Annotated in this window: 20 protein-coding genes; 3 read left to right on the plus strand and 17 right to left on the minus strand. The window is 70.9% G+C overall.

Going from position 1 to position 24,570, the window contains the following annotated elements; genetic code table 11:
* Window positions 1-4: 4 nt before the first annotated feature.
* The gene (gene uvrA / locus KAK03_RS08645) at window positions 5-5,656 is read right to left on the minus strand and encodes an excinuclease ABC subunit UvrA (protein WP_210853404.1); all 5,652 of its coding nucleotides are present in this window, start codon (window positions 5,654-5,656) and stop codon (window positions 5-7) included.
* A 281-nt stretch (window positions 5,657-5,937) separates the two neighbouring features.
* On the opposite strand from uvrA, the gene KAK03_RS08650 reads away from it, so the two are divergent.
* Window positions 5,938-6,315, plus strand: coding sequence for a hypothetical protein (locus KAK03_RS08650; protein ID WP_247661021.1), 378 nt, complete (start codon window positions 5,938-5,940; stop codon window positions 6,313-6,315).
* Between the two features lie 101 nt (window positions 6,316-6,416).
* A complete protein-coding gene (locus tag KAK03_RS08655; protein WP_210853406.1) occupies window positions 6,417-7,541 on the plus strand; it encodes an ABC transporter substrate-binding protein in 1,125 nt (374 codons plus the stop codon).
* A gap of 3 nt (window positions 7,542-7,544) precedes the next feature.
* Here the strand turns inward: KAK03_RS08655 and KAK03_RS08660 are convergent, their stop codons facing one another.
* The 6 genes from KAK03_RS08660 to KAK03_RS08685 form a co-directional block, all read right to left on the minus strand.
* Complete coding sequence (locus KAK03_RS08660) at window positions 7,545-8,213, minus strand: ankyrin repeat domain-containing protein (RefSeq protein WP_210853408.1); 669 nt, start codon at window positions 8,211-8,213, stop codon at window positions 7,545-7,547.
* Window positions 8,210-8,698: a GlcG/HbpS family heme-binding protein gene (locus KAK03_RS08665; protein ID WP_210853409.1), complete on the minus strand. Its 489-nt coding sequence runs from the start codon at window positions 8,696-8,698 to the stop codon at window positions 8,210-8,212. The genes KAK03_RS08660 and KAK03_RS08665 overlap by 4 nt, the downstream gene beginning before the upstream one ends.
* A gap of 102 nt (window positions 8,699-8,800) precedes the next feature.
* A complete protein-coding gene (locus KAK03_RS08670; RefSeq protein ID WP_210853411.1) occupies window positions 8,801-9,424 on the minus strand; it encodes a response regulator transcription factor in 624 nt (207 codons plus the stop codon).
* Window positions 9,424-10,722 (minus strand): sensor histidine kinase, encoded by a 1,299-nt coding sequence (locus KAK03_RS08675; RefSeq protein WP_247661022.1) that lies wholly within the window; start codon window positions 10,720-10,722, stop codon window positions 9,424-9,426. The genes KAK03_RS08670 and KAK03_RS08675 overlap by 1 nt, the downstream gene beginning before the upstream one ends.
* 152 nt (window positions 10,723-10,874) lie before the next feature.
* Window positions 10,875-11,375: a hypothetical protein gene (locus KAK03_RS08680; protein WP_247661023.1), complete on the minus strand. Its 501-nt coding sequence runs from the start codon at window positions 11,373-11,375 to the stop codon at window positions 10,875-10,877.
* A 355-nt stretch (window positions 11,376-11,730) separates the two neighbouring features.
* Window positions 11,731-12,282, minus strand: a complete 552-nt coding sequence (locus KAK03_RS08685; protein ID WP_210853415.1) for a hypothetical protein — start codon at window positions 12,280-12,282, stop codon at window positions 11,731-11,733.
* A 195-nt stretch (window positions 12,283-12,477) separates the two neighbouring features.
* Between KAK03_RS08685 and KAK03_RS08690 the strand changes: the two genes are divergently transcribed.
* The gene (locus KAK03_RS08690) at window positions 12,478-13,533 is read left to right on the plus strand and encodes a hypothetical protein (protein WP_210853417.1); all 1,056 of its coding nucleotides are present in this window, start codon (window positions 12,478-12,480) and stop codon (window positions 13,531-13,533) included.
* Between the two features lie 12 nt (window positions 13,534-13,545).
* Here KAK03_RS08690 and KAK03_RS08695 read toward each other — a convergent pair whose 3' ends face one another.
* From KAK03_RS08695 to KAK03_RS08740, 10 genes are all read right to left on the minus strand, one after another.
* Window positions 13,546-14,382 carry an alpha/beta fold hydrolase gene (locus tag KAK03_RS08695; protein ID WP_210853419.1) on the minus strand — a complete coding sequence of 279 codons (837 nt, stop codon included), beginning with the start codon at window positions 14,380-14,382 and terminating at the stop codon, window positions 13,546-13,548.
* A 16-nt stretch (window positions 14,383-14,398) separates the two neighbouring features.
* Window positions 14,399-16,585 carry a D-(-)-3-hydroxybutyrate oligomer hydrolase gene (locus KAK03_RS08700; RefSeq protein ID WP_210853421.1) on the minus strand — a complete coding sequence of 729 codons (2,187 nt, stop codon included), beginning with the start codon at window positions 16,583-16,585 and terminating at the stop codon, window positions 14,399-14,401.
* 17 nt (window positions 16,586-16,602) lie between these two features.
* A complete protein-coding gene (locus KAK03_RS08705) occupies window positions 16,603-17,709 on the minus strand; it encodes a branched-chain amino acid ABC transporter permease (protein WP_210853535.1) in 1,107 nt (368 codons plus the stop codon).
* 7 nt (window positions 17,710-17,716) lie between these two features.
* Window positions 17,717-18,730 carry a branched-chain amino acid ABC transporter permease gene (locus tag KAK03_RS08710; protein WP_210853422.1) on the minus strand — a complete coding sequence of 338 codons (1,014 nt, stop codon included), beginning with the start codon at window positions 18,728-18,730 and terminating at the stop codon, window positions 17,717-17,719.
* The gene (locus KAK03_RS08715; protein WP_210853424.1) at window positions 18,727-19,473 is read right to left on the minus strand and encodes an ABC transporter ATP-binding protein; all 747 of its coding nucleotides are present in this window, start codon (window positions 19,471-19,473) and stop codon (window positions 18,727-18,729) included. The genes KAK03_RS08710 and KAK03_RS08715 overlap by 4 nt, the downstream gene beginning before the upstream one ends.
* Window positions 19,470-20,228, minus strand: a complete 759-nt coding sequence (locus KAK03_RS08720) for an ABC transporter ATP-binding protein (RefSeq protein ID WP_210853426.1) — start codon at window positions 20,226-20,228, stop codon at window positions 19,470-19,472. The genes KAK03_RS08715 and KAK03_RS08720 overlap by 4 nt, the downstream gene beginning before the upstream one ends.
* Window positions 20,228-21,415 (minus strand): extracellular catalytic domain type 2 short-chain-length polyhydroxyalkanoate depolymerase, encoded by a 1,188-nt coding sequence (locus KAK03_RS08725; protein ID WP_210853428.1) that lies wholly within the window; start codon window positions 21,413-21,415, stop codon window positions 20,228-20,230. Before KAK03_RS08725 ends, KAK03_RS08720 begins: the two co-directional genes overlap by 1 nt.
* An 8-nt stretch (window positions 21,416-21,423) precedes the next feature.
* Window positions 21,424-22,614 carry a substrate-binding domain-containing protein gene (locus KAK03_RS08730; protein ID WP_210853430.1) on the minus strand — a complete coding sequence of 397 codons (1,191 nt, stop codon included), beginning with the start codon at window positions 22,612-22,614 and terminating at the stop codon, window positions 21,424-21,426.
* A 77-nt stretch (window positions 22,615-22,691) separates the two neighbouring features.
* Window positions 22,692-23,075 (minus strand): MAPEG family protein, encoded by a 384-nt coding sequence (locus KAK03_RS08735; protein WP_247661024.1) that lies wholly within the window; start codon window positions 23,073-23,075, stop codon window positions 22,692-22,694.
* Entirely contained in the window at window positions 23,072-24,550 is a 1,479-nt protein-coding gene (locus KAK03_RS08740; protein WP_210853432.1) for a sigma-54 interaction domain-containing protein, read from the minus strand. Before KAK03_RS08740 ends, KAK03_RS08735 begins: the two co-directional genes overlap by 4 nt.
* Window positions 24,551-24,570: the final 20 nt, after the last annotated feature.

Consider the following 24,570-nt stretch of genomic DNA (forward strand, 5'->3'; position numbering starts at 1 on the left):
CACATCAGCGCGCGAGCACAGGCGCCAACGCGTGGCCGGTGTGGGTGCCGGCCGACACCAGGCGCTCGGGCGGGCCGGCGCAGACCACGCGCCCGCCGGCACTGCCGCCCTCCGGACCCAGGTCCAGCACCCAATCGGCCTCGGCCACCACGTCCAGATCGTGCTCGATCACCACCACGCTGTGGCCGCCGTCGACCAGGCGGTGCAGCACATGGATCAGCTTCTCGACATCGGCCATGTGCAGGCCCACCGTGGGCTCGTCCAGCACATACAGCGTGTGCGGGGCCTTCTGGCCGCGGCGGGTGACGTCGTCGCGCACCTTGGACAGCTCGGTCACCAGCTTGATGCGCTGCGCCTCGCCACCGCTGAGCGTGGGGCTGGGCTGGCCCAGTGTCAGGTAGCCCAGGCCGACATCCTTCAGCAGCTGCAGCGGGTGGGCGATGGCGGGCATGCTGGCGAAGAACTCCACCGCCTCGTCGACCTCCATGCGCAGCACGTCGCCGATGCTCTTGCCGCGCCAGGTGACGGCCAGGGTCTCGGGGTTGAAGCGCTGGCCGTGGCAGACATCGCAGGGAACCTTGACATCGGGCAAGAAACTCATCTCGATGGTGCGCATCCCCTGCCCTTCACAGGCCGGGCAGCGGCCCTGGCCGGTGTTGAACGAGAAGCGCCCGGCGGCGTAGCCGCGCGCCTTGGCCTCCAGCGTTTCCGTGAAGAGCTTGCGGATGCTGTCCCAGAAGCCGATGTAGGTGGCCGGGCAGGAGCGCGGGGTCTTGCCGATCGGGGTCTGGTCCACCTCCAGCACGCGGTCCACACCGCCCCAGCCACTGAGGCTGGCACAGCCGCTGAGCATCACGCTGGAGGCCGCGGCCTCGTCGGGCTTGCGGCCCTTGGCCGCCACCAGCGCCGCCACATTGGCCAGCAGCACGTCGCGCGCCAGCGTGCTCTTGCCCGAGCCCGACACACCGGTCACCGCCACCAGCCGGCCCAGCGGCACGTCCACGTCCACCTGCTGCAGGTTGTGCAGCGACGCACCGCGCAGCGCCATCGCTGGAGTGTGTCCATCCACCGGACGACGCGCCTGCAGCGGGTGCTTCAGCGGCGAGGCCAGGCAGCGGCCGGTGAGTGAATCGGGGTGCGCGGCCAGCTCGGACGGCGCGCCCTGCGCCACCAGGCGGCCGCCGCGCTTGCCGGCGCCGGGGCCGATGTCGATCACATGGTCGGCGCGGCGGATCGTGTCTTCGTCGTGCTCCACCACGACCAGCGTGTTGCCGGCGTCGCCCAATTTCTTGAGCGCGCCCAGCAGGATGCCGTTGTCGCGCGGGTGCAGGCCGATCGTGGGTTCATCCAGCACATAGCAGACGCCCTGCAGGTGGCTGCCCAGCTGCGCGGCCAGGCGGATGCGCTGGGCCTCGCCGCCGCTGAGCGTGGGCGCGGCGCGGTCCAGCGTCAGGTAGCCCAGGCCCACTTCTTCCAGGAACTCCAGGCGGCTGCGGATCTCGGTGATGACGTCGCGGGCGATGCCGGCATCGCGGCCGGTGAGCGTGAGGCCGTCGATCCAGGCGCGGGCCTCGCGCACCGAGCCGGCGGCCACGTCGTGGATCGTGCGCTCGGCAAAAGTGACGCCTCGCGCCACCGGGTTCAGGCGGGCGCCGTGGCAGTCGGGGCAGGGCTCGCCGGCCAGGCCTTCCACCTCGGGTTCGTCACTGGGAAAGCGCTGCTCTCGGCCCTTGTCGTCGTCGTTGCGCACCGAATCATCGAAGGCCTGGCGCTGCTCACGCGTCAGCGTCAGACCGGTGCCCACGCAGGTGCTGCACCAGCCGTGCTTGCTGTTGTAGCTGAACAGGCGCGGGTCCAGCTCGGGGTAGCTGGTGCCGCACTGCGGGCAGGCGCGCTTGGTGGAGAACACCTTCAGCTGCCCCAGGCCGGTGGTGGGCTGGCCGGCCTCCAGCCGCTCGGCCAGGCCGTCCAGCGGCGCCAGCAGGTGCATCACGCCCTTGCCGGCCTCCAGCGCCTCGGCCAGCAGCGCGCGCAGCTCGGGCTCGGTGGCGGCCGAGACCACCAGGTCGCCCACCGGCAGCTCGATCGTGTGCTCCTTGAAGCGGTCGAGCTTGGGCCAGGGGTCGGTGGGCAGGAACTCGCCATCCACCCGCAAGTGGCTGTGGCCGCGCGCCTTGGCCCACTTGGCCAGGTCGTTGTAGATGCCCTTGCGGTTCACCACCAGCGGCGCCAGCAGGCCCACATGCTGGCCGGCATGGTCGCGCAGCAGCTGCGCGGCAATGCTCTCGGCGCTTTGCGGCCGCACCGGTGCGCCGTCGTGCACGCAGTGCTGCAGGCCCAGCTTGACCCACAGCAGGCGCAGGAAGTGCCAGACCTCGGTGGTGGTGGCCACGGTGGACTTGCGCCCGCCGCGCGACAGCCGCTGCTCGATCGCCACGGTGGGCGGGATGCCCCACACCGCGTCCACCTCCGGCCGCCCGGCTGGCTGCACGATGGAGCGCGCATAGGCGTTGAGCGATTCCAGGTAGCGCCGCTGTCCCTCGTTGAACAGGATGTCAAAGGCCAGCGTGCTCTTGCCCGAGCCCGACACCCCGGTCACCACCGTGAACTTGCCGCGCGGGATGTCCACGTCCAGCGATTTCAGGTTGTGCTCGCGCGCGTTGACGATGCGGATCGCCTCGTCCCGCACCGCCCGTCCCAGGTAGCGGCCGGAATCGGTGTCCGACGCCACGGTCTTCTCGGCCACGCCCAGCGCGCCGTCGTAGTCGCGCAGCGCGGCGCCGGTGTGCGAGCTCGGGTGGGCGCGCAGGTCATCCGGCGTGCCGGCGGCCACCAGCTGGCCGCCACCGTCGCCGCCCTCGGGGCCCAGGTCGATCAGCCAGTCGGCAGCGCGGATCACATCCAGGTTGTGCTCGATCACCAGCAGCGAGTGGCCGGCGTCCAGCAGCTTGCGCAGCGCGCGCATCAGTTTGGCGATGTCGTCGAAGTGCAGGCCGGTGGTGGGCTCGTCGAAGACGAACAGCGTGCCCTTCTTCGCCACCGCCTGGCGCGGGCTGGCCGCCGCCTCGGCCAGGAAGCCGGCCAGCTTCAGGCGCTGCGCCTCGCCGCCCGACAGCGTGGGCACCGGCTGGCCCAGGCGCACATAGTCCAGGCCGACATCGACGATGGGCTGCAGCGCGCGCAGCACCTCGCGGTCCTTGGCGAAGCACTGCACCGCCTCGCTGACGGTCAGGTCCAGCACATCGGCGATGCTCAGCCGCCGGTCGCCGCGGGTGATCAGCACTTCCAGGATCTCGGCGCGGTAGCGGCGGCCGTCGCAGTCCGGGCAGCGCAGGTACACGTCCGACAGGAACTGCATCTCGACATGCTCGAAGCCCGAGCCGCCGCAGGTCGGGCAGCGCCCATCCCCCGCGTTGAAGCTGAACATGCCGGCGGTGTAGCGCCGCTCCTGCGCCAGCGGGGCCACGGCGAAGAGCTTGCGGATCTCGTCAAACGCACCCACATAGCTGGCCGGGTTGGAGCGCGCGGTCTTGCCGATCGGGCTCTGGTCAACGAAGACTGCATCGGCCAGGTGGTCGGCGCCCAGCAGGCGGTCATGCGCGCCGGGCGCGTCGGTGGCCTGGCCGAAGTGGCGCAACAGCGCCGGCACCAGGATGTCCTGCACCAGCGTGCTCTTGCCCGAGCCCGAGACCCCGGTGACCACGGTCAGCCGCTGCAGCGGGAACTCGACCGTCACGTTCTTCAGGTTGTTCTGGCGCGCGCCTTCCAGGATCAGCCGCGGTGTGGCCTCGTCCACGAAGCGCTTGAAGCCCATGCCCACGCTCTTGCGCGCGCCCAGGTAGGCGCCGGTCAGCGTGTCGGCCGAGCGGGCGGCTTGCGGGCTGCCGTCGAAGACGATCTGGCCACCCTTCTCGCCCGGCCCCGGGCCCATGTCGATCAGGCGGTCGGCGGCCAGCATCACCGCCGGGTCGTGCTCGACCACCACCAGCGTGTTGCCGGCGTCGCGCAGGCGCTGCATGGCCTGCACGATACGGTTCATGTCGCGCGGATGCAGGCCGATGCTGGGCTCGTCCAGCACGAACAGCGTGTTGACCAGCGAGGTGCCCAGCGCGGTGGTCAGGTTGATGCGCTGCACCTCGCCACCACTCAGCGTGCGGCTCTGGCGGTCCAGCGTCAGGTAGCCCAGGCCCACGTCGCACAGGTAGCGCAGCCGCGTGCGGATCTCATCGAGCAGCAGCTTCAGCGCTTCATCGAGGAAGCCCTCGGGCAGATGGATGCCGTCGAAGAAGCGCTTCAGGCGCTCGATCGGCAGCAGCATCAGGTCGTGCAGGTTCAGGCCCGGCAGCGCCTCGAGTTGCGCGCGCGACCAGGCCGCGCCCTGCGGCAGCATGCGCTGCGCGGGCGGCAGCACCGCGTCGGCATCGTCTTTCTCACCGATGCGCCACAGCAGCGACTCCAGCTTCAGCCGCGCCCCCCCGCAGGCGGTACAGGGCGTGTAGCTGCGGTACTTGGACAAGAGCACGCGGATGTGCATCTTGTAGGCCTTGCTCTCCAGGTACTCGAAGAAGCGGCGCACGCCGTACCACTGCTTGTTCCAGTTGCCGTTCCAGTTCGGCGAGCCCTCGATCACCCATTGGCGCTGCGCCTCGGTCAGCTGGTTCCAGGCCGTGTCGCGCGGGATGCCGGCCTCGCCGGCGTACTTGACCAGGTCGTCCTGGCACTCCTGCCAGGCCGGCGTCTGCATCGGCTTGATCGCGCCGTTGCGCAGGGTCTTGCGGTGGTCGGGAATGACCAGGCCGAAGTCGACGCCGATCACGCGGCCGAAGCCGCGGCAGGTCTCGCAGGCGCCATAGGCCGAGTTGAAGCTGAACAGTGCCGGCTGCGGATCGCCATAGCGCAGGTCGCTCTCGGGGCAGTGCAGGCCGGTGCTGTACTTCCACAGCGTGGGTTCGCCCTCGTCGGCCAGCGCATAGACGCTGAGCCGGCCCTGGCCGCGCTTCAGGCCCAGCTCGATCGCCTCCATCACCCGCACCCGCTCGGCATTGCTGAAACGGAAACGGTCGGCCACCACATCCAGCAGCTTCTTGCCGTCGGCCACCCGTTCCGCCTGCACCCGCGAGAAGCCGCTGGCCAGCAGCCACTGCTCCACCTCCTCGGCGCTGGTGTTGGCGGGCAACTCCACCGGGAAGGTGATGACCAGGCGCGGATCGCCCGCGGCAGCTGCGCGCGCCGCCAGGTCGGCATGGATGGTCTCGGCGTTGTCGTGCCGCACCGGCAGCGCGGTCTGGCGGTCGAACAGCTGGCCGGCGCGCGCGAACAAGAGCTTCAGGTGGTCGTTCAGCTCGGTCATCGTGCCGACCGTGGAGCGGCTGGTGCGCACCGGGTTGGTCTGGTCGATGGCAATCGCCGGTGGCACGCCGTCGACCTTGTCCATCGCAGGGCGGTCCATGCGGTCCAGGAACTGGCGGGCGTAGGCCGAGAAGGTCTCGACATAGCGCCGCTGGCCTTCGGCATAGAGCGTGTCGAAGACCAGGCTGGACTTGCCCGAACCGCTGGGGCCGGTGACCACCGTCAGCTCGCCGGTGCGGATGTCCAGGTCCAGGTTCTTCAGGTTGTGCTGGCGGGCACCACGGATCTCGATCAGGCCGGACGACATGGAAGGGTCTGGAAGCACGCAGAACCTGCCATGTTGGCACAAAGACCTGGTCCCTGCAGCCAGGGTGCCACCGGGGTGCTGCCCCTGTCAGCCCGGCCACGTCGGGGCAGCGGCGCCCAGACCGGCTGGCGCCTGGGGTGCCGGACGCGGGTCGACCGGACCACCGTGCACCGGGCCGGCAGGCAGCGACTCCCGCCCGCCGCGCGGACCGCTCCGGCGAGAATGTCAACACCGACGCGGGTGCTTGTCATCCGCCGGGGCCGCTCAGGGGTTGATAGCTCATGAACACCTCCGTCTCCAGCGCCTTCGGGCGCCGCCTGCTGGCCGGATCGAGCCTGCTCGTCCTGCTGGCCCTGCCCGCCTGCGTGGTCGTGCCGGCGCACCGGCCGGCCTATGGCGGCCCGCCGCCGGTGTATGAATCCGGCCCGGTCGTGATGGCGCCGATGGCGCCGCCGCCGCCCCAGTACGAGGTGGTGCCTGCCATTCCATTCCCCGGTGCCATCTGGATTGGCGGCTACTGGAACTGGGTGGGCGGCCGCCATGTCTGGGTGGGCGGCCGTTGGGAATCGCCGCGCCACGGCTGGCACTACGAGCCGCGCCGCTGGGAGCCTGCGGCCCGCGGCGGCTATGAGCTGCGCGGCGGCTGGCGCGTGCGCTGAGCCCGCTCAGGGTCAACCCGATACGCGATCTCCACCCGAAAGTCCCTGACCGCCGCGCGACAATAACCGCCCACTAGGGCCATGAGAGCACGAGGCAGTCGATGGGTGCACGAGTCCGCCAGGCATGGCGTTCAGCCGCTGGGGCGGCGCTGCTGGCGCTGGGCGTCAGCCTGGGCGCGCAGGCGCAGTGGAAGATCGGCCAGACCGTTGGCCTGAGCGGGGCGGTGGCGGCCACCGTGGCCGAGACCCGCCAGGGCGCGATGCTCTGGATCGAGGCGGTGAACCGCCAGGGCGGCGTGCAGGGCCAGCCGATCGAGCTGATCAGCCTGGACGACCGCTTCGAGGTGCCGCAGGCGGTGGCCAACGCGCGCCAGCTGATCGACCAGGGCGTGCTGGCACTGTTCCTGAACCGCGGCACGCCGCACACCCAGGCGCTGATGCCGCTGCTGAGCGAGGCGCGCATCCCGCTGATCGCCCCCTCCACCGGGGCGATGGTGCTGCACCAGCCGGTGCATCCCTGGCTGTTCAATGTGCGCGCCACCTACCAGCGCGAGGCCGAGCGCGCCATCACCCACCTGACCCAGATCGGCGTGCGCCAGATCGGCATCGTGCAGGTGGACGACAGCTTCGGCGAAGACGCCGTCCAGGGTGCGCTCAAAGGCCTGAAGGCCGCCAGCCTGAGCCCGGTCAGCCACCAGCGTTATGACCGCAGCAAGCCCGACTTCTCCGGCCTGATCCCGACGCTGGTCAAGGCCGAGCCGCAGGCGGTGCTGTTCATCGGCTCGGGCACCGCCGTGGTGGACGCGATGAAGGCGCTGCGCGCGGGCGGCTCGAAGGCGCAGATGGTCACGCTGTCGAACAATGCGTCGGCCGGCTTCGTCAAGCAGCTGGGCGAGCTGGCCCGCGGCGTGATCGTCAGCCAGGTGTTTCCGTCCGAGCGCTCGATCGCGGTGCCGATGATCAAGGAAGCCCAGGCGCTGGCCAAGGCCAAGGGGCTGGCGCTGACGCCGGCGATGGTGGAGGGTTTCGCCGCCGCCAAGGTGCTGGTCGAGGGCCTGCGCCGCGCCGGTCGCACCCCCACGCGGCAGAGCCTGGCCGACGCCCTGAACGGCCTGCAGCGCCTGGACCTGGGCGGGCTGGAGCTGGGCTACAGCCCGGCCGACCACAGCGGCCTGGACTACGTGGACCTGTCGATCGTCACCGAAGACGGGCGCTTCCAGCGCTGAGGCTCAGCGTTTCTCCAGCAAGGCCACCATCGCGCCGTAGCCCCGCTCGCGCGCCAGCGCCAGCGGTGTGCGGCCAGCGCGGTCGCTCAGCCGGGTATCCGCACCGGCGGACAGCAGGGCCTGGACCGTGGCCTGGTGGCGCGGTCCGCCGTCGCCCAGCACCACCGCCTCGATCAGCGCGGTCCAGTGCAGGTTGTTGACATGGTCCAGCGGCGCGCCCGCGGCGATCAGCTGGCGCACCACACCGTCGTGGCCCAGGTGGGCGGCGGCGATCAGCGCGGTGCCGTCGTAGCGGCTGGTCACCAGGCGCGCTGACGCGCCCAGCGCCAGCAGGGTGCGCAGGGTCTCTTCGTCATCGGCCACGGCGGCAATCGTCACCGCGTCGTAGCGGTCGTGTTCCAGCAGCTGCAGGTCGGCGCCGTGTCGGGCCAGGCGGCGCAGGGCCTCGCGCTGGCCGGCGAAGGCGGCCACGTGCACGGGCGTGCGGCCGTGCTCGTCGCGCGGGTTCAGCCGCACCTGGTCGGCCAGGGCGTCGATGCGCGCCAGGTCGCCCCGCCACGCCGCGGCGTGCAGGCCGCCGTAGCGGCCGATCTCGGCGGGTGTGGGGGCGGTCTGGGCGCGCGCCGTCAGCGCCAGCGCGGCCAGGCCCAGGCCGAAGGCGCGGCGTTTCACTGCAGCTGCGCCTTGACCTGGTCCAGCGCGGCCATCGCGCACTGCTCGTCCAGGTGGCCGCCCGGCGCACCGCCGATGCCCACCGCACCGACCACCTCGTTGCCGGCCTTGATCGGCACGCCGCCGCCCAGCAGCAGGAAGCCGGGGATGTTGACCAGGTTGGCCGCCGCCGGGTTCTTCTGTGCGTTCTCCATCATCGCCAGCGTGGTGTTCTTGGCCGAGGCCGAGGTCCAGGCCTTGGCGCGGCTGGCTTCCAGCGTGTGGGCGCCGGCGTTGTCGGCGCGCTGCACGGCGCGCACGCCGCCGGCACGGTCGACCACGGTGACGGTCACCGCATAGCCATTGGCCTGGCAGGCGGCCACGCCGGCGGCGGCGATCTGGTTGGCCAGCGACAGCGTCAGGGCCTTTTCGGTGCGCAGTTCGGCGTGTGCGGCGGTGGCGCACAGGGCCAGCGCGACCAGGGTGAGACGGGGGGTGGACAGCATCGGATTCTCCTGAGGTGGCGGCCCTCGTTGGACCGTGCCCTCACTGTAGGAAGCCGAGGCCGCGGCGGCCATTCGGCCGGCTACGCGCGCCGCTCCGTAGAACTACGGAGCGCTGTCGCCCTCCTCGACCAGCCGGGCATAGCGCCGGATCAGCTGGGCCAGCGACTCGGCCTCCAGCTTGGCGAAGAGGTGGGCGCGGTGCGTCTCGACGGTGCGCGGCGACAGGCCCAGCGCGCGGCCGATCTCCTTGTTGGTCAGGCCCTCGATGATCAGGCCCAGCACCTCCTGCTCGCGCGGCGACAGCTGGGCGTGGCGGGCGCGGGCCTCGCGGTCAGCGGCGTGGCGCTCGCGCGAATGCACATGCTGGCGCACCGCCTGCTGCAGGGTGTCGAGCAGCAGCTCGTCGTCGACTGGCTTCTCCAGGAACTCGGCCGCGCCGCTCTTGAAGGCGCGCCGGCACAGCGCCACCGTGCCGTGGCCGGTGAGCATCACCACCGGCTGGTCCACGCCCTCGGCCTGCAGGCGCTCCAGCACCGCGACGCCGCCCAGCCCGGGCATGCGCACGTCCAGCACGATGGCGCCGATGGCCTGGCGGTCAAAGCCCGTGATGAAGGCCTGCGGGTCGTCCCAGGTCTGCACGCGCAGGCCCACGGTGCCGATCAGCAGCGCCAGGCCATCGCGCACCGCGGCGTCGTCGTCGACCAGGTGGATCAGCGGCGTGTGCATCAGGCGGCCTCGGCCCGGGGCAGGCTGAGCCGGAAGCCGGCCCCGCGTTCGGCCAGCGGCAGCAGCGTCAACGCGCCGCCCTGGGCCTGCGCCAGCGATTCACTGAGGCTCAGGCCCAGGCCCAGACCGCCCTCGCGGGTGCTGACAAAGGGCTGGAACAGGCGGGCCGCGACCTCGGGCGCCAAGCCCTCGCCGCTGTCGATCACGCTGAGGTGGCCGCTGCGGGCATCGGCCTCGACCTGCACGGTCAGCCGGCGTTCGTCGGTGGGCACCGTGGCCAGGGCCTGCAGCGCATTGCGCAGCAGGTTGTGCAGGATCTGCTCCACCGCCACCGGATCGGCCCGCACCGCGGCCGCGCTGGGGGCCACCTGCAGCTGCGGTCGCACACCCAGCGCCTGGGCCTCGGGGTCCAGCAGGTCCAGCGCCGCGCGCGCCGCCGCGTCCAGGCGCAAGCTGCTGCTGGGCGGCGGCTCGTCGGGCCGCGCCAGGGCCTGGCGGAGGCGGGACAGCACCTCGCTGGCGCGGCGCGCCTGGGCCGCGGCCTGGGTCATCGCCTGACGCGCGGTGCTCAGCTCGGGCGGGTCCTCGTCCAGCAGGCGGCCGGCCGCCTGGGTGTTGGCCAGCACCGCGGTCAGCGGCTGGTTCAGCTCATGGGCCATGCCCGCCGCCAGTTCGCCCAGCGTGTTCAGCCGGGCCACCTGGCCCAGGCGCAGCCACTCCTCGGCGCGGCGGCGGGCCTGGCGCTGGCGCCAGCCGGCGCGCACCAGCAGCATGGCCGCGGCACACAGCAGCGTCCACAGGGCCCAGGCCAGCCAGGGCAGCTCGGCCCAGCCCCAGGGCTGCTGCAGCACCACGTCCACCGGCAGGCTGTCGGCGGCCAGGTGCTTGCGCGCCTCGTAGCGGCCCAGCACCGTGGCGGGCGGCGGGCCCTGCTGCAGCCACACCAGCGGCCGGTCGGCCGGGACCAGGGCCACCGACACCGCCGAACCCGGCACCACGGGCCAATCCGCCTCGCGCAGCGGTTGCGACAGGTCGACTTCCAGCGCATAACTGCTGGGCTGGCCGGCGCGCAGCAGCAGCGCGCGCGGCGCGGCCGAGTCCAGGCGCACCAGCACCGCCCGGCGCGCCTCGCGCGAGGCCTGCTCGGCGGCCTGCAGGCGGGCGTCGGGCCAGGGCTGCGGATCGGTGCGCTGCTGCACGCTGCGCACCGCGGGCAGCAGCGCCGGCAGGCGGCGCGCCGCGTCGGCCTGCTCGGGGCCGGTGGCCACCAGGGTCAGCGTGGCCAGCACCGCCTCCATCTGCAGCGCATGCTGGCTCAGCAGGCGGTGGGCGATGCGGGCCTGGGTGTCGAAGGCCTCGCGGCGTTGCGCATCATCCAGGCGCCACAGCAGGCCGCAGCCCAGCGCAGCCAGCGCCAGGGCAGCGGCCCACCAACGAACGGCGGTGTGCCTCAGACGCAGGCCTCGACCACCCTGAAGGACAGCTGCACCTGCCCTCCGGTGAACTGCATCGGGGCCCGCTGCGCGCGGTGGAAGACGACGTCGATGTCCTTGTCGCCGTGGCGCCAGTCGATCGCTCGGGCACCCAGGGTCAGGTCGTCCGACAGCAGGTTGACGTCGGCCACCACCCACTGGCCGAAGCGGCAGCTGATCTCCTTCGGCGGATCGACCCGGACATGGAAGCGGTAGTGGTCGGCCGAGCCCTGGTCCTGGGACTGCAGCTGAAGCAGATAGCTGTCGTCGCCGACCTGCGTGAGCATGGCATGCACCCGGGCATCGGTCTTGCCGGTGTCGTTCCTGACCAGGTGGCGCTCGTCCAGCACCGGACCCTGCCCCTGGTGGACGATCTCGTGCAGGGTGCCGGGAACGCGCTCACGCACCGCCGAGCGCATCAGCGTGTTGTCCAGGTTCAGCGGATAGGCCCAGCAGCCGGCGGCCAGCCAGCCGGCCACGCCACACAACAGGGTGCGCCAGCCAGGGCGAAGGTGAACAGGACGAACAGACATCGGCAGACTCCAGTGGGCAGCAGGTTGGGCAACACACGCCACGGGCAAGCCTAGCGAGATGGCGGTGCCACCGCAACGGCAACGCCCCATGATCCCCCAAGTGCGAGGGGGCCGGGCGCAGCGCGCATGGCCGACCCGACCGCCCGCACCGCGCCGCGCTGTGCACCGGGTGCGTCCAGGGAACAAGCGATGAGGCAATGGGGGTGGACTGCGCTGGCCGGTGCGGCCAGCCTGGTCATGCCGCGACGACGGCGCAGAGCGGCCGCTGGGCAGTGGCATCGCCCGGCGGCGGCGGACGCGCTCAGAAGCACATCTGATCCACACGGAAGGACAGCCGCATCTGGCCTTGGGTGAAGCGCATCGGGCCGCGCTGCGCACGGTGGTAGGACACATCGATGCTCCGGTCGCCCGCGTTGTAGACGATCGGGCGGGCACCAGTGACCAGGTCATCCTGCAGGACGGTGAGGTCGGTCAGGTACCAGTAGCCGCTGTAACAGCTCTCCTTGGGCAGTTCCACCTGGATGTGGGCCCGGTAGTGGTCGGCCGTGCCCAGGTCCTGCGACTGCAGTTGCAGCAGGTAGGTGCCGTCGCCCGCGTCGGTGAGCGTGGCGTGCACCCTGGCGTCAGGCTTGCCGGTGTCGTTGCGGACCAGGTGCCGCTCATCCAGCGTCGGGCCATGCGCCTCGTAGACGATCAGGTGCAGCAGACCCGCCTCCCGGTCGCGGACCTTGGTCTGCATCACCGTGTTGTCCAGGTTCAGCGGGAAGGCCCAGCAGGCGGCGGTCAGCCACCCCGCCAGTCCACAGAACACATCTCGCACACCGGGTCGACGCTGCTGAGCACAAGTGGACATGCGGTACTCCTGATGCTGAGGGCCAACGGGGTGCCCAGCCCCAGAGCCTAGCCCCGACACGCCATCGCCACAAGCGCCATGGCGAGACCCACCCCCAGGTTCGCTGGGGGGCGGCAGCCTAGGGGTGCACAACGGGCCAGCGCGGCCTCACAGTGCGCCGCTGGTGACTGGGTGCGCCCACCGGGGGAGTGAATCATGAAGCGATGCCTTGGGGTTCTGGCCGTGGTGCTGGCATGGGTCGCTGCGAGCGGTCACGCCGCGGCCGCACCACGCTATGAGCTGGTGGACCTGGGCGTCTTGCGCCAGGGTGACCAGAGTGAAGCGAAGGCCATCAACAATGCCGACGAGATCGTCGGCGTGGCCTACCAGAGTGGCGGCGCAGGCTACCCGGTTCGCTTTGTCCATGGCCGGGCACAGCGGCTGATCCAGCACAGCGCGCCGCCCTATCGCAGCGGCCAGGTGACAGCGATCAGCGACGCCGGTCATATCACCGGCCAACTCCACATTGGACGCTCAACCAATCCCGTCTTCGTCACCCTGGGCGACATCACCACGCAGTATGAGCCACCCGAGGGCAGCGCATCAGCCCACGGCATCAACAGCCAGGGCCAGGTGGTGGGGCGACGCTCGCAGCCGATGCAGCCTGACCGCGCCTTCCTGATGCATGACGGCCAGTGGCAGGACCTGCCGGTGCCGCAGCCCGAGCTGCCCAGCATCGCCTGGGCGATCAATGACGCGGGCCAGGTGGCGGGCATCGTCCGGCAGACCGTCGATGGCGTGCAAGGGCAGTACGGCGCGCTGTGGCAGGACGGCGTGCTGAAGGAGACCTTCGGTCTGCCGGGCAGCCTGTCCACGCTGGCCCTGGCGATCAACCGCCAGGGCTGGGTGGTCGGCAGCTCCCAGGTGGGTCCGCACTACTTCCAGACCCATGCCTACCTCCACCGCGACGGGGTCACCATTGACCTGGAGACGCGCCATGGCGCCCGCAGCTATGCCTACGGCATCAATGCCGCGGGCGACGTGATTGGTGACCGTGCGCTGGCCGGCCGCTCCGGCCCGTTCCTGTACAGCGGCGGTCGCCTGTGGTGGCTGGCCAAACTGCTGCCGACCGCGCAGCAGGCCCAGTGGCGGCTGCTGTGGGTCCGCGGTATCAATGACGCCGGACACGTCGTGGGTTTGGCGCGCAACGCCGAGGGCAGCCTGCGCGCGGTGATGCTGCGACGGCTCGACCCGAACCCGGCTGGTCGCTGAGCGGCGACCGCCTCAGGCCGCCAGGAAGTCCTCGACCAGCGCGAGTTGCGCCGGCACATTCAGCGCGGGCGCATGCCCGCAGCCTGGCACCGTGACCACCGTGGCGCGCGGGCCGCGCTGGCGCATCTGCTCGGCCACCGGTGCCTCCAGCAGATCGGAGTGTTCGCCGCGCAGGCACAGCACCGGGATGTCCAGACTGTCCCACTGCGGCCACTGGTCGTAGTCGGCGGGATGGTCGATGAACTGGCGCACCATCTGCGGGTCGTAGTGCGGCGTCACGCGGCCGTCGGGCAGGCGGCGCACGCTGGTTTCGGTCAGGCGCCGCCACTGGGCATCGCTGAGCCAGCCATAGGGGGCGTAGATGGTGCGGAAGTACTGCTCCAGCTCGCCCACGGTGGCAAAGCTGGCCGGGCTGCCGGCGTAGGTGCGGATGCGCTCGACGGCTGAGGCAGCGATCTCCGGCCCCATGTCGTTGAGCACCAGCCGGCGGATCCGGCCACGCAGGCGACCGGCCGCGCCGCGCAGGCCGATCGCGCCCCCCATCGAGGTGCCCAGCCACAGGCACTGCCGCACGCCCAGCTGGTCCAGCAGCGACTCGGCCAGGCGCACATAGAAGTCCAGGCAGTACTCGGCCCCGGGGTCCGGGCTCCACTGGCTGAGGCCGCGGCCGATCGTGTCGGGGCAGATCACCCGCCAGCGGGTGGACAGGTGGGCCGCGATGTCGTCCATGTCGCGCCCGGTGCGCGCCAGGCCGTGCCAGGCGATCACCACATCGGCCTGCGCCGCGCCCCACTCGGTGTAGTGGATCTCGCGGTCCAGGCAGCGCAGATAGTTCGAGGTGTGCGACATCGCGGCTCCTGCTCCCTCAGTCGGGCACGTACAGGCGGTTGCGCTGCAGCGTGATGAGGTCGCCGGCCAGCGGGGCGGCGGCGATCGGCGGCACGTTGGCGGCCGTCAGCGCCGGCGCCGCGCCCGTGATGCCCCCCCGCGGCAGGGTGCGCACCACCTGGCTGGGCGGCAGCGGCGTGCCATCCTTCAGGTGGGCCCACATCGCATCCATCGCGCGGTTGAAGTAGACATGCAGCGGAATGAAGCGGGTGTCGTAGCCCATCAGCGCACCGAAGGCGATGAAGCCATCGAAGTGCTGGGCGTTGGTGACCTCGATCAGCCGGACGTTGTCAGCGGCTTCCTTGATCTGGTTGACAGCGTAGTAGGCGCGCGCGGTGTGGTTGACCGGCAGCAGCGCGTCGTTGCGTCCAGCCACGATCACGGTGGGCTTGCCCTTCAGCCGGCCCAGAGGTCGCACGCTGTCCATGCCGCCCCGCACACGGTACGACTGCAGCGCCATCTCCTGCGGCAGCGGCGCGCCAGTGACGGCATCCACGCCCAGGGCCAGCGAGCGCAGGCACAGCGCGCCATCCAGCCCGAAGTCGAACTGGTTGGTGGACGGCGAGATGGCGACGAAGTCCAGCTTGGCGCCACCCACTGATGGGTTGTAGACGATGTTGACACCGCTGGTCGGCGGCACGCCATTGCCGCTGGCAAAGATGCCCGCCTGCACCACCGGCACCTGGGCGATCGGGTTGCCGTTGGCGTCGGTGTTGGCCATGCTGTAGCCGCAGACGTTGTCCAGCACGCTGAAGCCACCGGCCGCATTGACGTAGGTGACGGCGATCGAGTTGGTGGCGAAGCGGAAGTGCGACTGCTGCAGGAAGTTGCTCTCCGGCTGCCAGCCATAGGCCAGCATGCGCGCCAGCGCGTCATTGGCCTGCTCGGCCAGCGTGGCGCCGGTGACCAGGCCCTTGCTGGCCAGGGCGGCACAACGGTTCTGGGCGATCGTCGTGAAGGCTGCAGGCCAGAACGCCGCGTTGAGCGACAGGCCCGCCTGATCCGACAGCAGCGCACAGGGCTGGTAGACGTTGGCCAAGGTGAAGTAGTCGACCAGCGGGCGGCCAACCGTCTGCACCTTGTTGGCGCCTTGCCAGATGTTCACCCGGTGCGTGCCCTGGGGCGTGGCATTGGGCTCGCTGACGGCCACGCCATCGATCAGGCCTGCATGGTCCTGTTCTGCCGCAGCCAGCGCGGCACCGCCGCCGTTGGAGACGCTGGAGGCGATCACCAGCGTCTGCTCCGGCGTGATCGAGGCCAGGTGCCGGCCGGGCCGCTTGGGATCAGGCGCGCCGAAGCGCTCATTGATCGCCCAGAACGCCAGCTTGATCGCCTCCAGCGTGTGGCGGCCCCAGTCCTTCTCGGGGTTGCGCTGCGAATGGGCGTGCTTGTAGGCCACGCGATTGGGCGTGGCGGAATTGAAGGCAGCGCGCTGTTCCTCGGTCATCTGGGCCACGAAGCCGGCCTCGGTGCCGGCGGTGGCGGCATTGAGCAATGTGCCGTCGCGGGCGATGACGACGCCGCTGACCAGGTCATGCAGGCCGTTGCCGGTGCCCTTGTCGGTGTAGGCCACCGCGCAGCCACGCTTCAGGCCCCATTCGCCGGCCGTGGCGATGGCGCCGTAAATGCCGCGCGAGCCCGACGAGGTGGCGCTGATGATGCAAGGCGCCGCCGGATTGAAGCTGTCGGGAATTTGCACCATCAACGCCACGTTGCGCTGGCCGCTGCCGTCATCAGACCAGGCGATGAATTCGCGGCCAGGCACCTTGCCCTCGCCCAGCGTGTCCTGGCCGTGGACATCGATGTTGGGGCCATAGAAGACGCCCATGCCGCCGCTGGCGGTGTAGTCGACCAGGGCGCGGTAGTTGACGTAGATCGCGTTGCGGCGCAACTCAGCGGCGGTGGGTGCCGCCGGGTTGACGTAGGCGGGCGTGGTGCCCATCAGGCCGGTCTTGCCCAGGCCGGCGGTCAGCAGGTCGTTGCTGACGCCGTCGTAGATGGATTCGACCACCCCACGCACGCCCTGCGGCAGGCGGTTGGGTTTGGCATCCGCGGCTTGCGCCGCCTGGACACTGAGCAGGGCCAGCGCGGCCAGGGCCCCGGCCGGGGTGATCGATCGATGCAATTGCACGGCAGTCTCCTCGTTGTGTCGACGCGCGGTCATCGGGCCGATCCACCGCGTCAATGGTCGGCTGGGGAAGGTCCGGTGGTCGACCGGGCCCGCAAACGCCCCACCAGGCCGGTGGGGAAGTGGTACACGCACAGCACGAAGCCCAGGCCCAGCCAGAGCAGCCAGCGGTCCGGCGAGACCAGCGCGCCCAGCACCGGCACCTCGGCCAGCCAGCCGCCCTCGCCGCCCATCCAGCGCAGGCCTTCCTGCAGGTAGTTCTGCGCGAAGACGAAGAGCACCGAGCCCAGCACCGCGCCGTACATCGTGCCCATGCCGCCGATCACCACGATCAGCAGCACGTCAAGCATGATCTCGAAGCTCAGCGTGGTGTCGGGCCCGGTGTAGCGCAGCCACAGCGCCAGCAGCGCACCGGCCAGCGTGGCCACCAGCGCCGAGACCAGCGTGGAGCCGGTACGGTAGACCGCGCTGCGGTAGCCGATGGCCTCGGCGCGGAAGTCGTTCTCGCGGATCGCCTGCAGCACGCGGCCGAAGGGCGAATTGACCACCCGCAGCAGCGCCAGAAAGACCAGCAGCACGACGCCGAAGAGCAGGTAGTAGGTGATCACCTGGCCATCGATCACGCGACCCAGCACCGGGGCCTCGAAAGGTTCGAAGGCGGGCGTCAGCACCTCGGGCACCGAGAAGCTCAGGCCGTCCTCGCCGCCGGTGAGCTCACTCAGCTGCGAGGCCAGGCCCTGGAAGGCCGCTGCCACCGCCAGCGTGATCATGGCGAAGAAGATGGCCTTGACGCGCAGGCTGAACAGGCCGATCAGCAGACCCAGCAGCAGCGACAGTCCCAGCGCGCCGGCCAGGCCCATGAGCAGCGCGCCGAAGCCCACGCCGTCCTCACCGCCCAGGCGCGTGGCGGCGATGGCCACGCCATAGGCGCCAATGCCGAAGAACATCGTGTGGGCAAAGCTGACGATGCCGGTGTAGCCCAGCAGCAGGTCGTAGCTGGCCACCAGCAGGATGAACACCAGCATCTTCGCGGCCACGCCCAGCGCCTTGGCGCCCGGGAACAGGAAGGGCGCGCAGGCCAGGCCCAGCACGGTGGCCAGCAGCAGCACGGCCAGCAGGCGGCTGCGCGGCGGATCGGCACTCAGCAGGCGGTCGATCAGCATGGTCTCAGCGCCCTCCCACCGGGTACAGGCCCTGCGGCCGCCACAGCAGCACGGCCATCATCAGCGCAATGTTGGAAAACAGCGCCGCCTTCGGCGCCACAAAGCCCAGGTAGTTGGCCGCCAACCCCACCAGCAGCGCGCCGACGAAGCTGCCCAGCGTGCTGCCCAGGCCGCCGATGATGATGACGATAAAGATCAGCGTGTTGACCTGCGCGCCGATCTGCGGCACCACGCTCTGCTGGTACAGGCCCCACAGCACGCCGCCCAGACCGGCCAGGGCCGAGCCCGCCACGAACACACCCAGGAACAGGTGGCGCACGCGGTAGCCCAGCGCCTCGACCATCTCACGGTCCTGCACGCCGGCGCGGATCAGCAGGCCCAGCTTGGTGCGGCCCAGCACCCAGGCCAGCAGCGCGAACACGCCCAGCCCGATCACCACCGCCAGCAGCCGGTAGCGCTCGACCGCGGCATCGCCGAGCAGGAGGGCGCCGCGCAGGGATTCCGGCAGCGGCAGCGGGATCTGCGCCGGGCCCCAGATCACCTTGATCAGCTCCTCGCCGATGATCATGCCGCCCATCGTGATCAGGATCTGCTTGAGGTGCTGACCATAGACCGGCCGCACGATCAGCCGCTCGAAGACCAGGCCGATCGCCCCAGCCACGGCCATCGCCACCACCATGGCCGCGCCCACCGCCACCAGGTTGGCGCCCAGCGAGGCCGAGCCGGTCCAGTCGGCCATGCCGCCCATCACGCTGGTGGCCACGAACGCGCCCACCGCGATGAACACGCCGTGGCCGAAGTTCAGCACGTCCATCAGCCCGAAGACCAGGGTCAGGCCCGAGGCGATGATGAAGACGATCAGCCCCATCGCCAGCCCGGCCACGGTGAGCGTGAGCCAGGTGCTGCCGCTGCCCACCAGCGCCGCGCCGGCGGCCATCACCGCGGCCAGCAGCCACAGCGGGCGGGTGTCGAACTGCGCCTTCGGAATGGCCGCGCCGGCCGATGGTGCGTGGCTCATGCGTGCGCTCCCAGCGACAGGCCCAGCAGGCGCTGCTGCAGCCCGGCATCGGCGGCGAGTTCGGCCATGCGGCCGGTGTGGACCACGCGGCCGTCGTCCATCACCGCCACCTGGTCGCCCAGGGCGCGGGCCATCATCACGTTCTGCTCGACCAGCAGGATGGTGGTGCGCTCGCGCTTCAGTTCGGCCAGGCACTGCACCAGGTTCTGCACGATGGCCGGCGCCAGGCCCTTGCTGGGCTCGTCGATCAGCAGCAGCGCACGCGGCTCGATGATGGCGCGGGCCACCGCCAGCATCTGCTTCTGGCCGCCGCTGAGCTTGCCGGCCGGGTAGAGCCAGAACTTGTGCAGCGCCGGGAAGAAACCGAAGATCCAGTCGAGACGGGCGCGGTCAAGCTCGGCCTCGCGGCGCGCGGCGCGGGCGGCCAGCAGCATGTTCTCGCGTACCGTCAGGTCGCTGAAGATGCCCATGCTCTCGGGCACGTAGGCGATGCCGGCGCGGGCGATGTCGGGCGTGGCGAACGCCGAGCCTGGGCCGCCGATGGCCTGGCCGCGGAAGGCCACGCGGCCGGCGCTGGCCGGCCACAGGCCCATGATCGTGCGCAGCGTGGTGGTCTTGCCGGCGCCATTGCGGCCCAGCAGCATCGTCACCTCGCCTTCGGGCACCGCCAGGTCCACGCCATGCAGGATGTGGTACGCGCCGATATGGGTGTGCACCCCGTCCAGTTGCAACAAGGCCGTCATGCGCTGTCTCCGGTGGGTGCCGTGCCCAGGTAGGCCTGCTGCACGACATCCGAGGCGATCACGGCGGCGGGCTCGCCGTCGGCCACCAGCGCGCCCTGGTGCAGCACGACGATGCGGTCGGCCAGTTCGCGCACCACGTCCATCTTGTGCTCGACCAGCAGGATCACGCGGTCCTGGCGCGCCTTCAGCGCGCGGATCAGGTCCAGCACCACCGGCGCCTCGTCCAGGCTCATGCCGGCGGTGGGCTCGTCGAACATGTAGACGCGCGGGTCCAGGGCCATCAGCAGCGCCACCTCGAGCTTGCGCTGGTCGCCGTGCGACAGGCTGGCGGCCAGCGCGTCGCGGCGATCGAACAGGCGCACCGCGGCCAGCAGCTCGCGGGTCTCCTCCAGCCAGTCACGGCGGTCGCGCCAGACCTGCCACAGGTTCAGGCCGCCGCCGTGCCGGGCCTGCACCGCCAGGCGCACGTTCTCCTGCACGCTCAAGCCCGGGAACAGCTGGGTCAGCTGGAAGGCGCGGCCCAGGCCGCGGCGGGTGCGCTGCGGCGCCGACAGGCCGCTGATGTCCATGTCGTCGAGCAGCACCTGGCCCGCACTGGCGGGCAGCTGGCCGCTGATCAGGTTGAAGTAGGTGGTCTTGCCGGCGCCGTTGGGGCCGACGATCGCGGTCAGCGTGCCGGGCGCGAAGGCACAGCTGACCTGGTCCACCGCCACGTGGCCGCCGAAGCGGATGGTCAGGCCGCGGGTTTCCAGCATCAGTCGCAGCTCCCTCGGCGGAACTCGCCGGCCGGCCATTCGCGCAGCGTGGTGGTCTGCCACCACCAGCCCAGCGACTCGCCGCTGCCGGCGGCGCGCACGCCGCCGAAGCCGTCGGTGGTGGCGCGGTCGGCCCAGTAGTGGGTCCAGTTGCTGGCGGTGGTGCAGGCGGCCACCGGCGCATCGGCCGGCGCACCCTGCAGCCGATGCACCATGGCCATCACCGCGCGCAACTGCGGGCCCTGGCGGGTGGCGTAACGCGCATCGTCGTGGCCCCACCAGTCCCAGCAGCCACGCGGGTTGCCCGGCGATGAGGACTCGGTCTGCGGGTACAGCACCACCAGCCGGTTGCTGGCCGCCCAGCGGTTGAAGCCGGCATGGTCGACGAAGTCGCTGCCGATCGCGCCCAGCGATTGGCGGCAGCCGTGCAGCGCCACATGCAGGCCGCAAGGCTTCTCGCGGCTGCAGTCGGCCGGGATGAAGACGCGGCCCTCGGTGGCCAGACCGTGGCCGGTGACGAAGGCGCGCTGGTCGAAGGCCTGCGCCGCTGGCGTGCCCTCCACCCGGGGCCGCGGCGGCCGGGCCTGACCGCTGCCGACCAGGTGGCCCAGCAGTTCGCCGGCCAGGTCGACATCGCAGTCGTTCATGAAGTTGGCCGATTCGGCGGCGCAGGTCGGTCCGAAGTCCTCGGTGACGAAGCTGTGGCCGGCCGGCACGTCGCGCCGCTCGCGCAGGCGCTCGGCGGGCACGAAGGCGCGGTAGAAGGCGCGCAGGTCGTTCATCACGCCTGGGCGCACAGTCTCGTCGCGCGTGCCGCCGAACAGGTAGACGCGGCCCGCCCCCACCTGGCTCAGCGGCGCCAGCTGGCCCTGCTGCGCCGCGCTGCGGGCGCGCTGGACCAGCGCCTCCACCGGAATCGGCTGCTCATGGGCCATGCAGCGGCCCAGCGCCTTGGCCACGTCCCCTTCGGCGCAGCCCAAGGGGCCACCGGCCACCACGCCCACGCCCAGCGTGAAGGTCTCGGCGTGGGCGAAGTGCAGCTGCACCGCCATGTAGCCGCCCGAGGAGATGCCCGACACCGACGCGCCTTGCGCCGGGTCGACGATGCCCGCGGGCAGCGGCGGCAGCGCGGCGCCGGCGCAGGGCACCACGCCGGCCAGCAGCCAGGCGGCCAGGTGTCGCGTCACGCGCGGGCTCAGCGCTTGTTGCGGATGGGGACGTCCATCTCGGACGCCTTGATCTCGCGCACCAGCTCAGGCACGCCCCAGGCGAAGGCCGGGTCGACCTTGATCCTGAAGTGGTACATGCTCTGCATCGCCTGGTGGTCTTCCTTGCGGAAGGTCATCACGCCCTTGGGCGTGTCGAAGCTCATGCCCTCCATGGTGCTGATCAGCTTGGGTGTGGCGGTGTCGCCGTTGGTCTTCTTCAGCGCGGTGACCACGGCCATCGCGGCGCTGAAGCCGCCGGCGGTGAAGAAGTCGGGCGGCTGCTTGAACTGCTTGTAGTGCTGCGCCACCAGCGCCTCGTTGACCGGGTTCTTCGGGATGCCGAAGTAGTAGTAGGTGGCGCCTTCCATGCCGGGGAAGTTCTTGTACGAGGCCATGGCCGGCAGGATGTTGCCGCCGGTGGCGATCTCGATGCCATGGCGCTTGAGGTCCAGGTCGGCGATCTTGAACGGGTTGCCCGAGCCGGCCCAGATGATGAAGATCACCTTGCGGCCCGGCTGGTCCTTGAGCTTGTCGATCAGGCGCTGCGCACCGGCGGTGAAGTCCGTCGTGTTGGTGGGCAGGTATTCCTCGTGGACCAGCTTGGCCTGCTTGATCGCGTCCTTGAAGGCCTTGACGCCATCACGGCCAAAGGCGTAGTCCTGGGCCAGCGTGGCGATCACGGTGCCGGGCTTGTCCAGCGCGACCGCGTTGCTGATCGCGTCCTGGCTGCTGTTGCGGCCGGTGCGGAAGATGTACTTGTTCCACTTGTCGCCGGTGATCGAGTCGGCCACCGCGGGCTCGACCAGCAGGATCTTCTTGTACTCGGCGGCCACCGGCAGCATCGCCAGCGCCACGCCGGACGAGGTGGGACCCACGGCGATGTCGGCCTGGTCGTCGCCATAGGCGGCGGCCAGCAGGCTCTTGCCCAGATCGGGCTTGCCCTGGTCGTCCTTCTCGATGACCACCAGCTTCTTGCCGGCCACCTCCATCGTGCCGTTGGTGGCGTACTCCAGGCCCATCCTGAAGCCCAGCGCCGTCTGCTTGCCATAGGCTTCGAGCGGGCCGGTCTTGCTGTGGATGTGGGCGATGCGGATCTCGCCGGCGGCCAGTGCAGGCAGGGCGGTGCTGCCCAGCGCGATCAGCGCGGCAGCGGCGAGGGTGAGGCGACGCAGGGTCATCGTGTCTCCGGGTCCAGGGTGTTGGATGGAGACACGAGTGCAACGGCCGTGCCTGCACGGCCCCGGACAAACCCGGGTCAGGCGCGCAGCATCCCCACCACGGCGCCGATCAGCAGGGTCAGCGTGGGGCCGATGCTCAGCGCAAAGCCGGCGGTGCGGCTGGCCGGGTTGCGCACGTAGCTGAGCGCGTACACGCCGCGGCCCACCAGGTAGACCAGGCCGCCGACGACGGCCGCGGTGGGCGACCAGAACTGCCCGGCCAGCCACAACGCCGGCAGCAGCATCACCAGCATCTCCAGCGTGTTCATCTGCACCCGGTAATGGCGCTCGAAGACGGGATGCCCGCTGACGGCGGGCGCCGCCACACCGTACTTGCCACGCGCCCAGCCCACGATATAGCTGAAGACGAAGTACTGCAGCAGCGCGGCGATCGCAACCAGGTGAACGGCGGTCATGCTCATGAAGGGCTCCGGGTCAAAGGGGGGTTCAGGGTGCTGAGTTTCTCGTACAAGGTGGCGCGGGCGATGCCCAGGCGCCGCGCGGCGGCCAGCTTGTTGCCGCCGGTGGCCTGCAGCGCCTCAGTGATCAGGCGCTGCTCCAGCGCCGCCACGGCGGCGGGCAAGGACTGACCGTCGGCGGGAGTGTCCGGACCTCGGACAGTGGTCGGCAAGGGCCGCGACTCGTCCACCGCCAGCAGCGGCCGCAGGTGGCGCGCGCCCAGCAGCCGCTCGTCGCTGACCAGGCTGGCCTGCTCCAGCAGGTTGCGCAGCTCGCGGATGTTGCCCGGCCAGTCGTGGCGGGCCAGCCAGTCCAGCGCGTCGGCGGCCAGGCTGCGGGGCGGCAGGCCGTCGCGGCGGGCGATGTCGTCCAGCAGGTGCTCGGCCAGCGCGTCCAGGTCGTCCAGGCGTTCGCGCAGCGCCGGCACACGGATCGGCAGCACGTGCAGCCGGTAGTACAGGTCGGCACGGAACTGGCCGGCCGCCACCATCGCCGGCAGGTCACGGCTGGTGGCGGCGATCACCCGCACATCCAGCGCCACCACGGTGTTGCTGCCCAGCGGCTCGACCTCCTGCTCCTGCAGCACGCGCAGCAGCTTGGCCTGCAGCGGCAGCGGCATGTCGCCGATCTCGTCGAGGAACAGCGTGCCGCCCTCGGCCAGCTGGAACTTGCCGGGTCGGCCCTTGCGCTCGGCGCCGGTGTAGGCGCCGGGCGCCACGCCGAAGAACTCGGCCTCCAGCAGCGTGTCGGGCACGGCGGCGATGTTGACGCCGACGAAGGGCCGCGCCGCCCGCGGGCCCGCGTTGTGGATGGCCTGGGCCAGCAGCTCCTTGCCGGTGCCGGTCTCGCCCAGCAGCAGCACGGTGGCGTCGCTGGCCGCCGCGCGGCGCGCCAGGCGCTTGAGTTCGAGCACCGAGGGGCTGGAGCCCACATAGCTGGCGATGGTGTGCTTGGCACGGCGCCGGCGGCCCTGCTCGGCGGCCAGCTGGCGGCGTGCGTCGGCCAGTTCCTCGGTGAGCCGGCTGAACTTGGTCATCAGCGGCTGCATCGTGGTCTCGGGGTGGTCCAGCAGCACCAGGCCGAGCGCGCCGATCACCTGGCCCAGCTCGTCGCGCAGCGGCAGACGGCTGACCAGGAAGGTGCCGGCCTTGTTGGTCAGCAGGTCCAGCAGGATCGGCTGGCCGGTGTCGATCACCTGGGCCAGCAGGGTGTTGGGCACCACGTCCTCGACCCGCTTGCCGACGAACTGGTCCTCGCGCTCGAAACCCAGCGCCGGCAGGAAGCGCTTGTAGCCTTCGCTGATCCAGACGATGCGGTGGCGCCGGTCCACCACCAGCATGCCCTGGGCAGCCTGGGCCAGGGTGTCGAACATGGTCCGCGCGGCCAGCTCCAGCACCGCTTCGGCGGAGCGTGGCAGGTGGCTGGCGGGCAGGGTCATCGGGCCAGTGTATTGCTTTT

Source organism: Ideonella alba (assembly GCF_018069845.1).
Classification (GTDB): Bacteria; Pseudomonadota; Gammaproteobacteria; order Burkholderiales; family Burkholderiaceae_C; genus Ideonella; species Ideonella alba.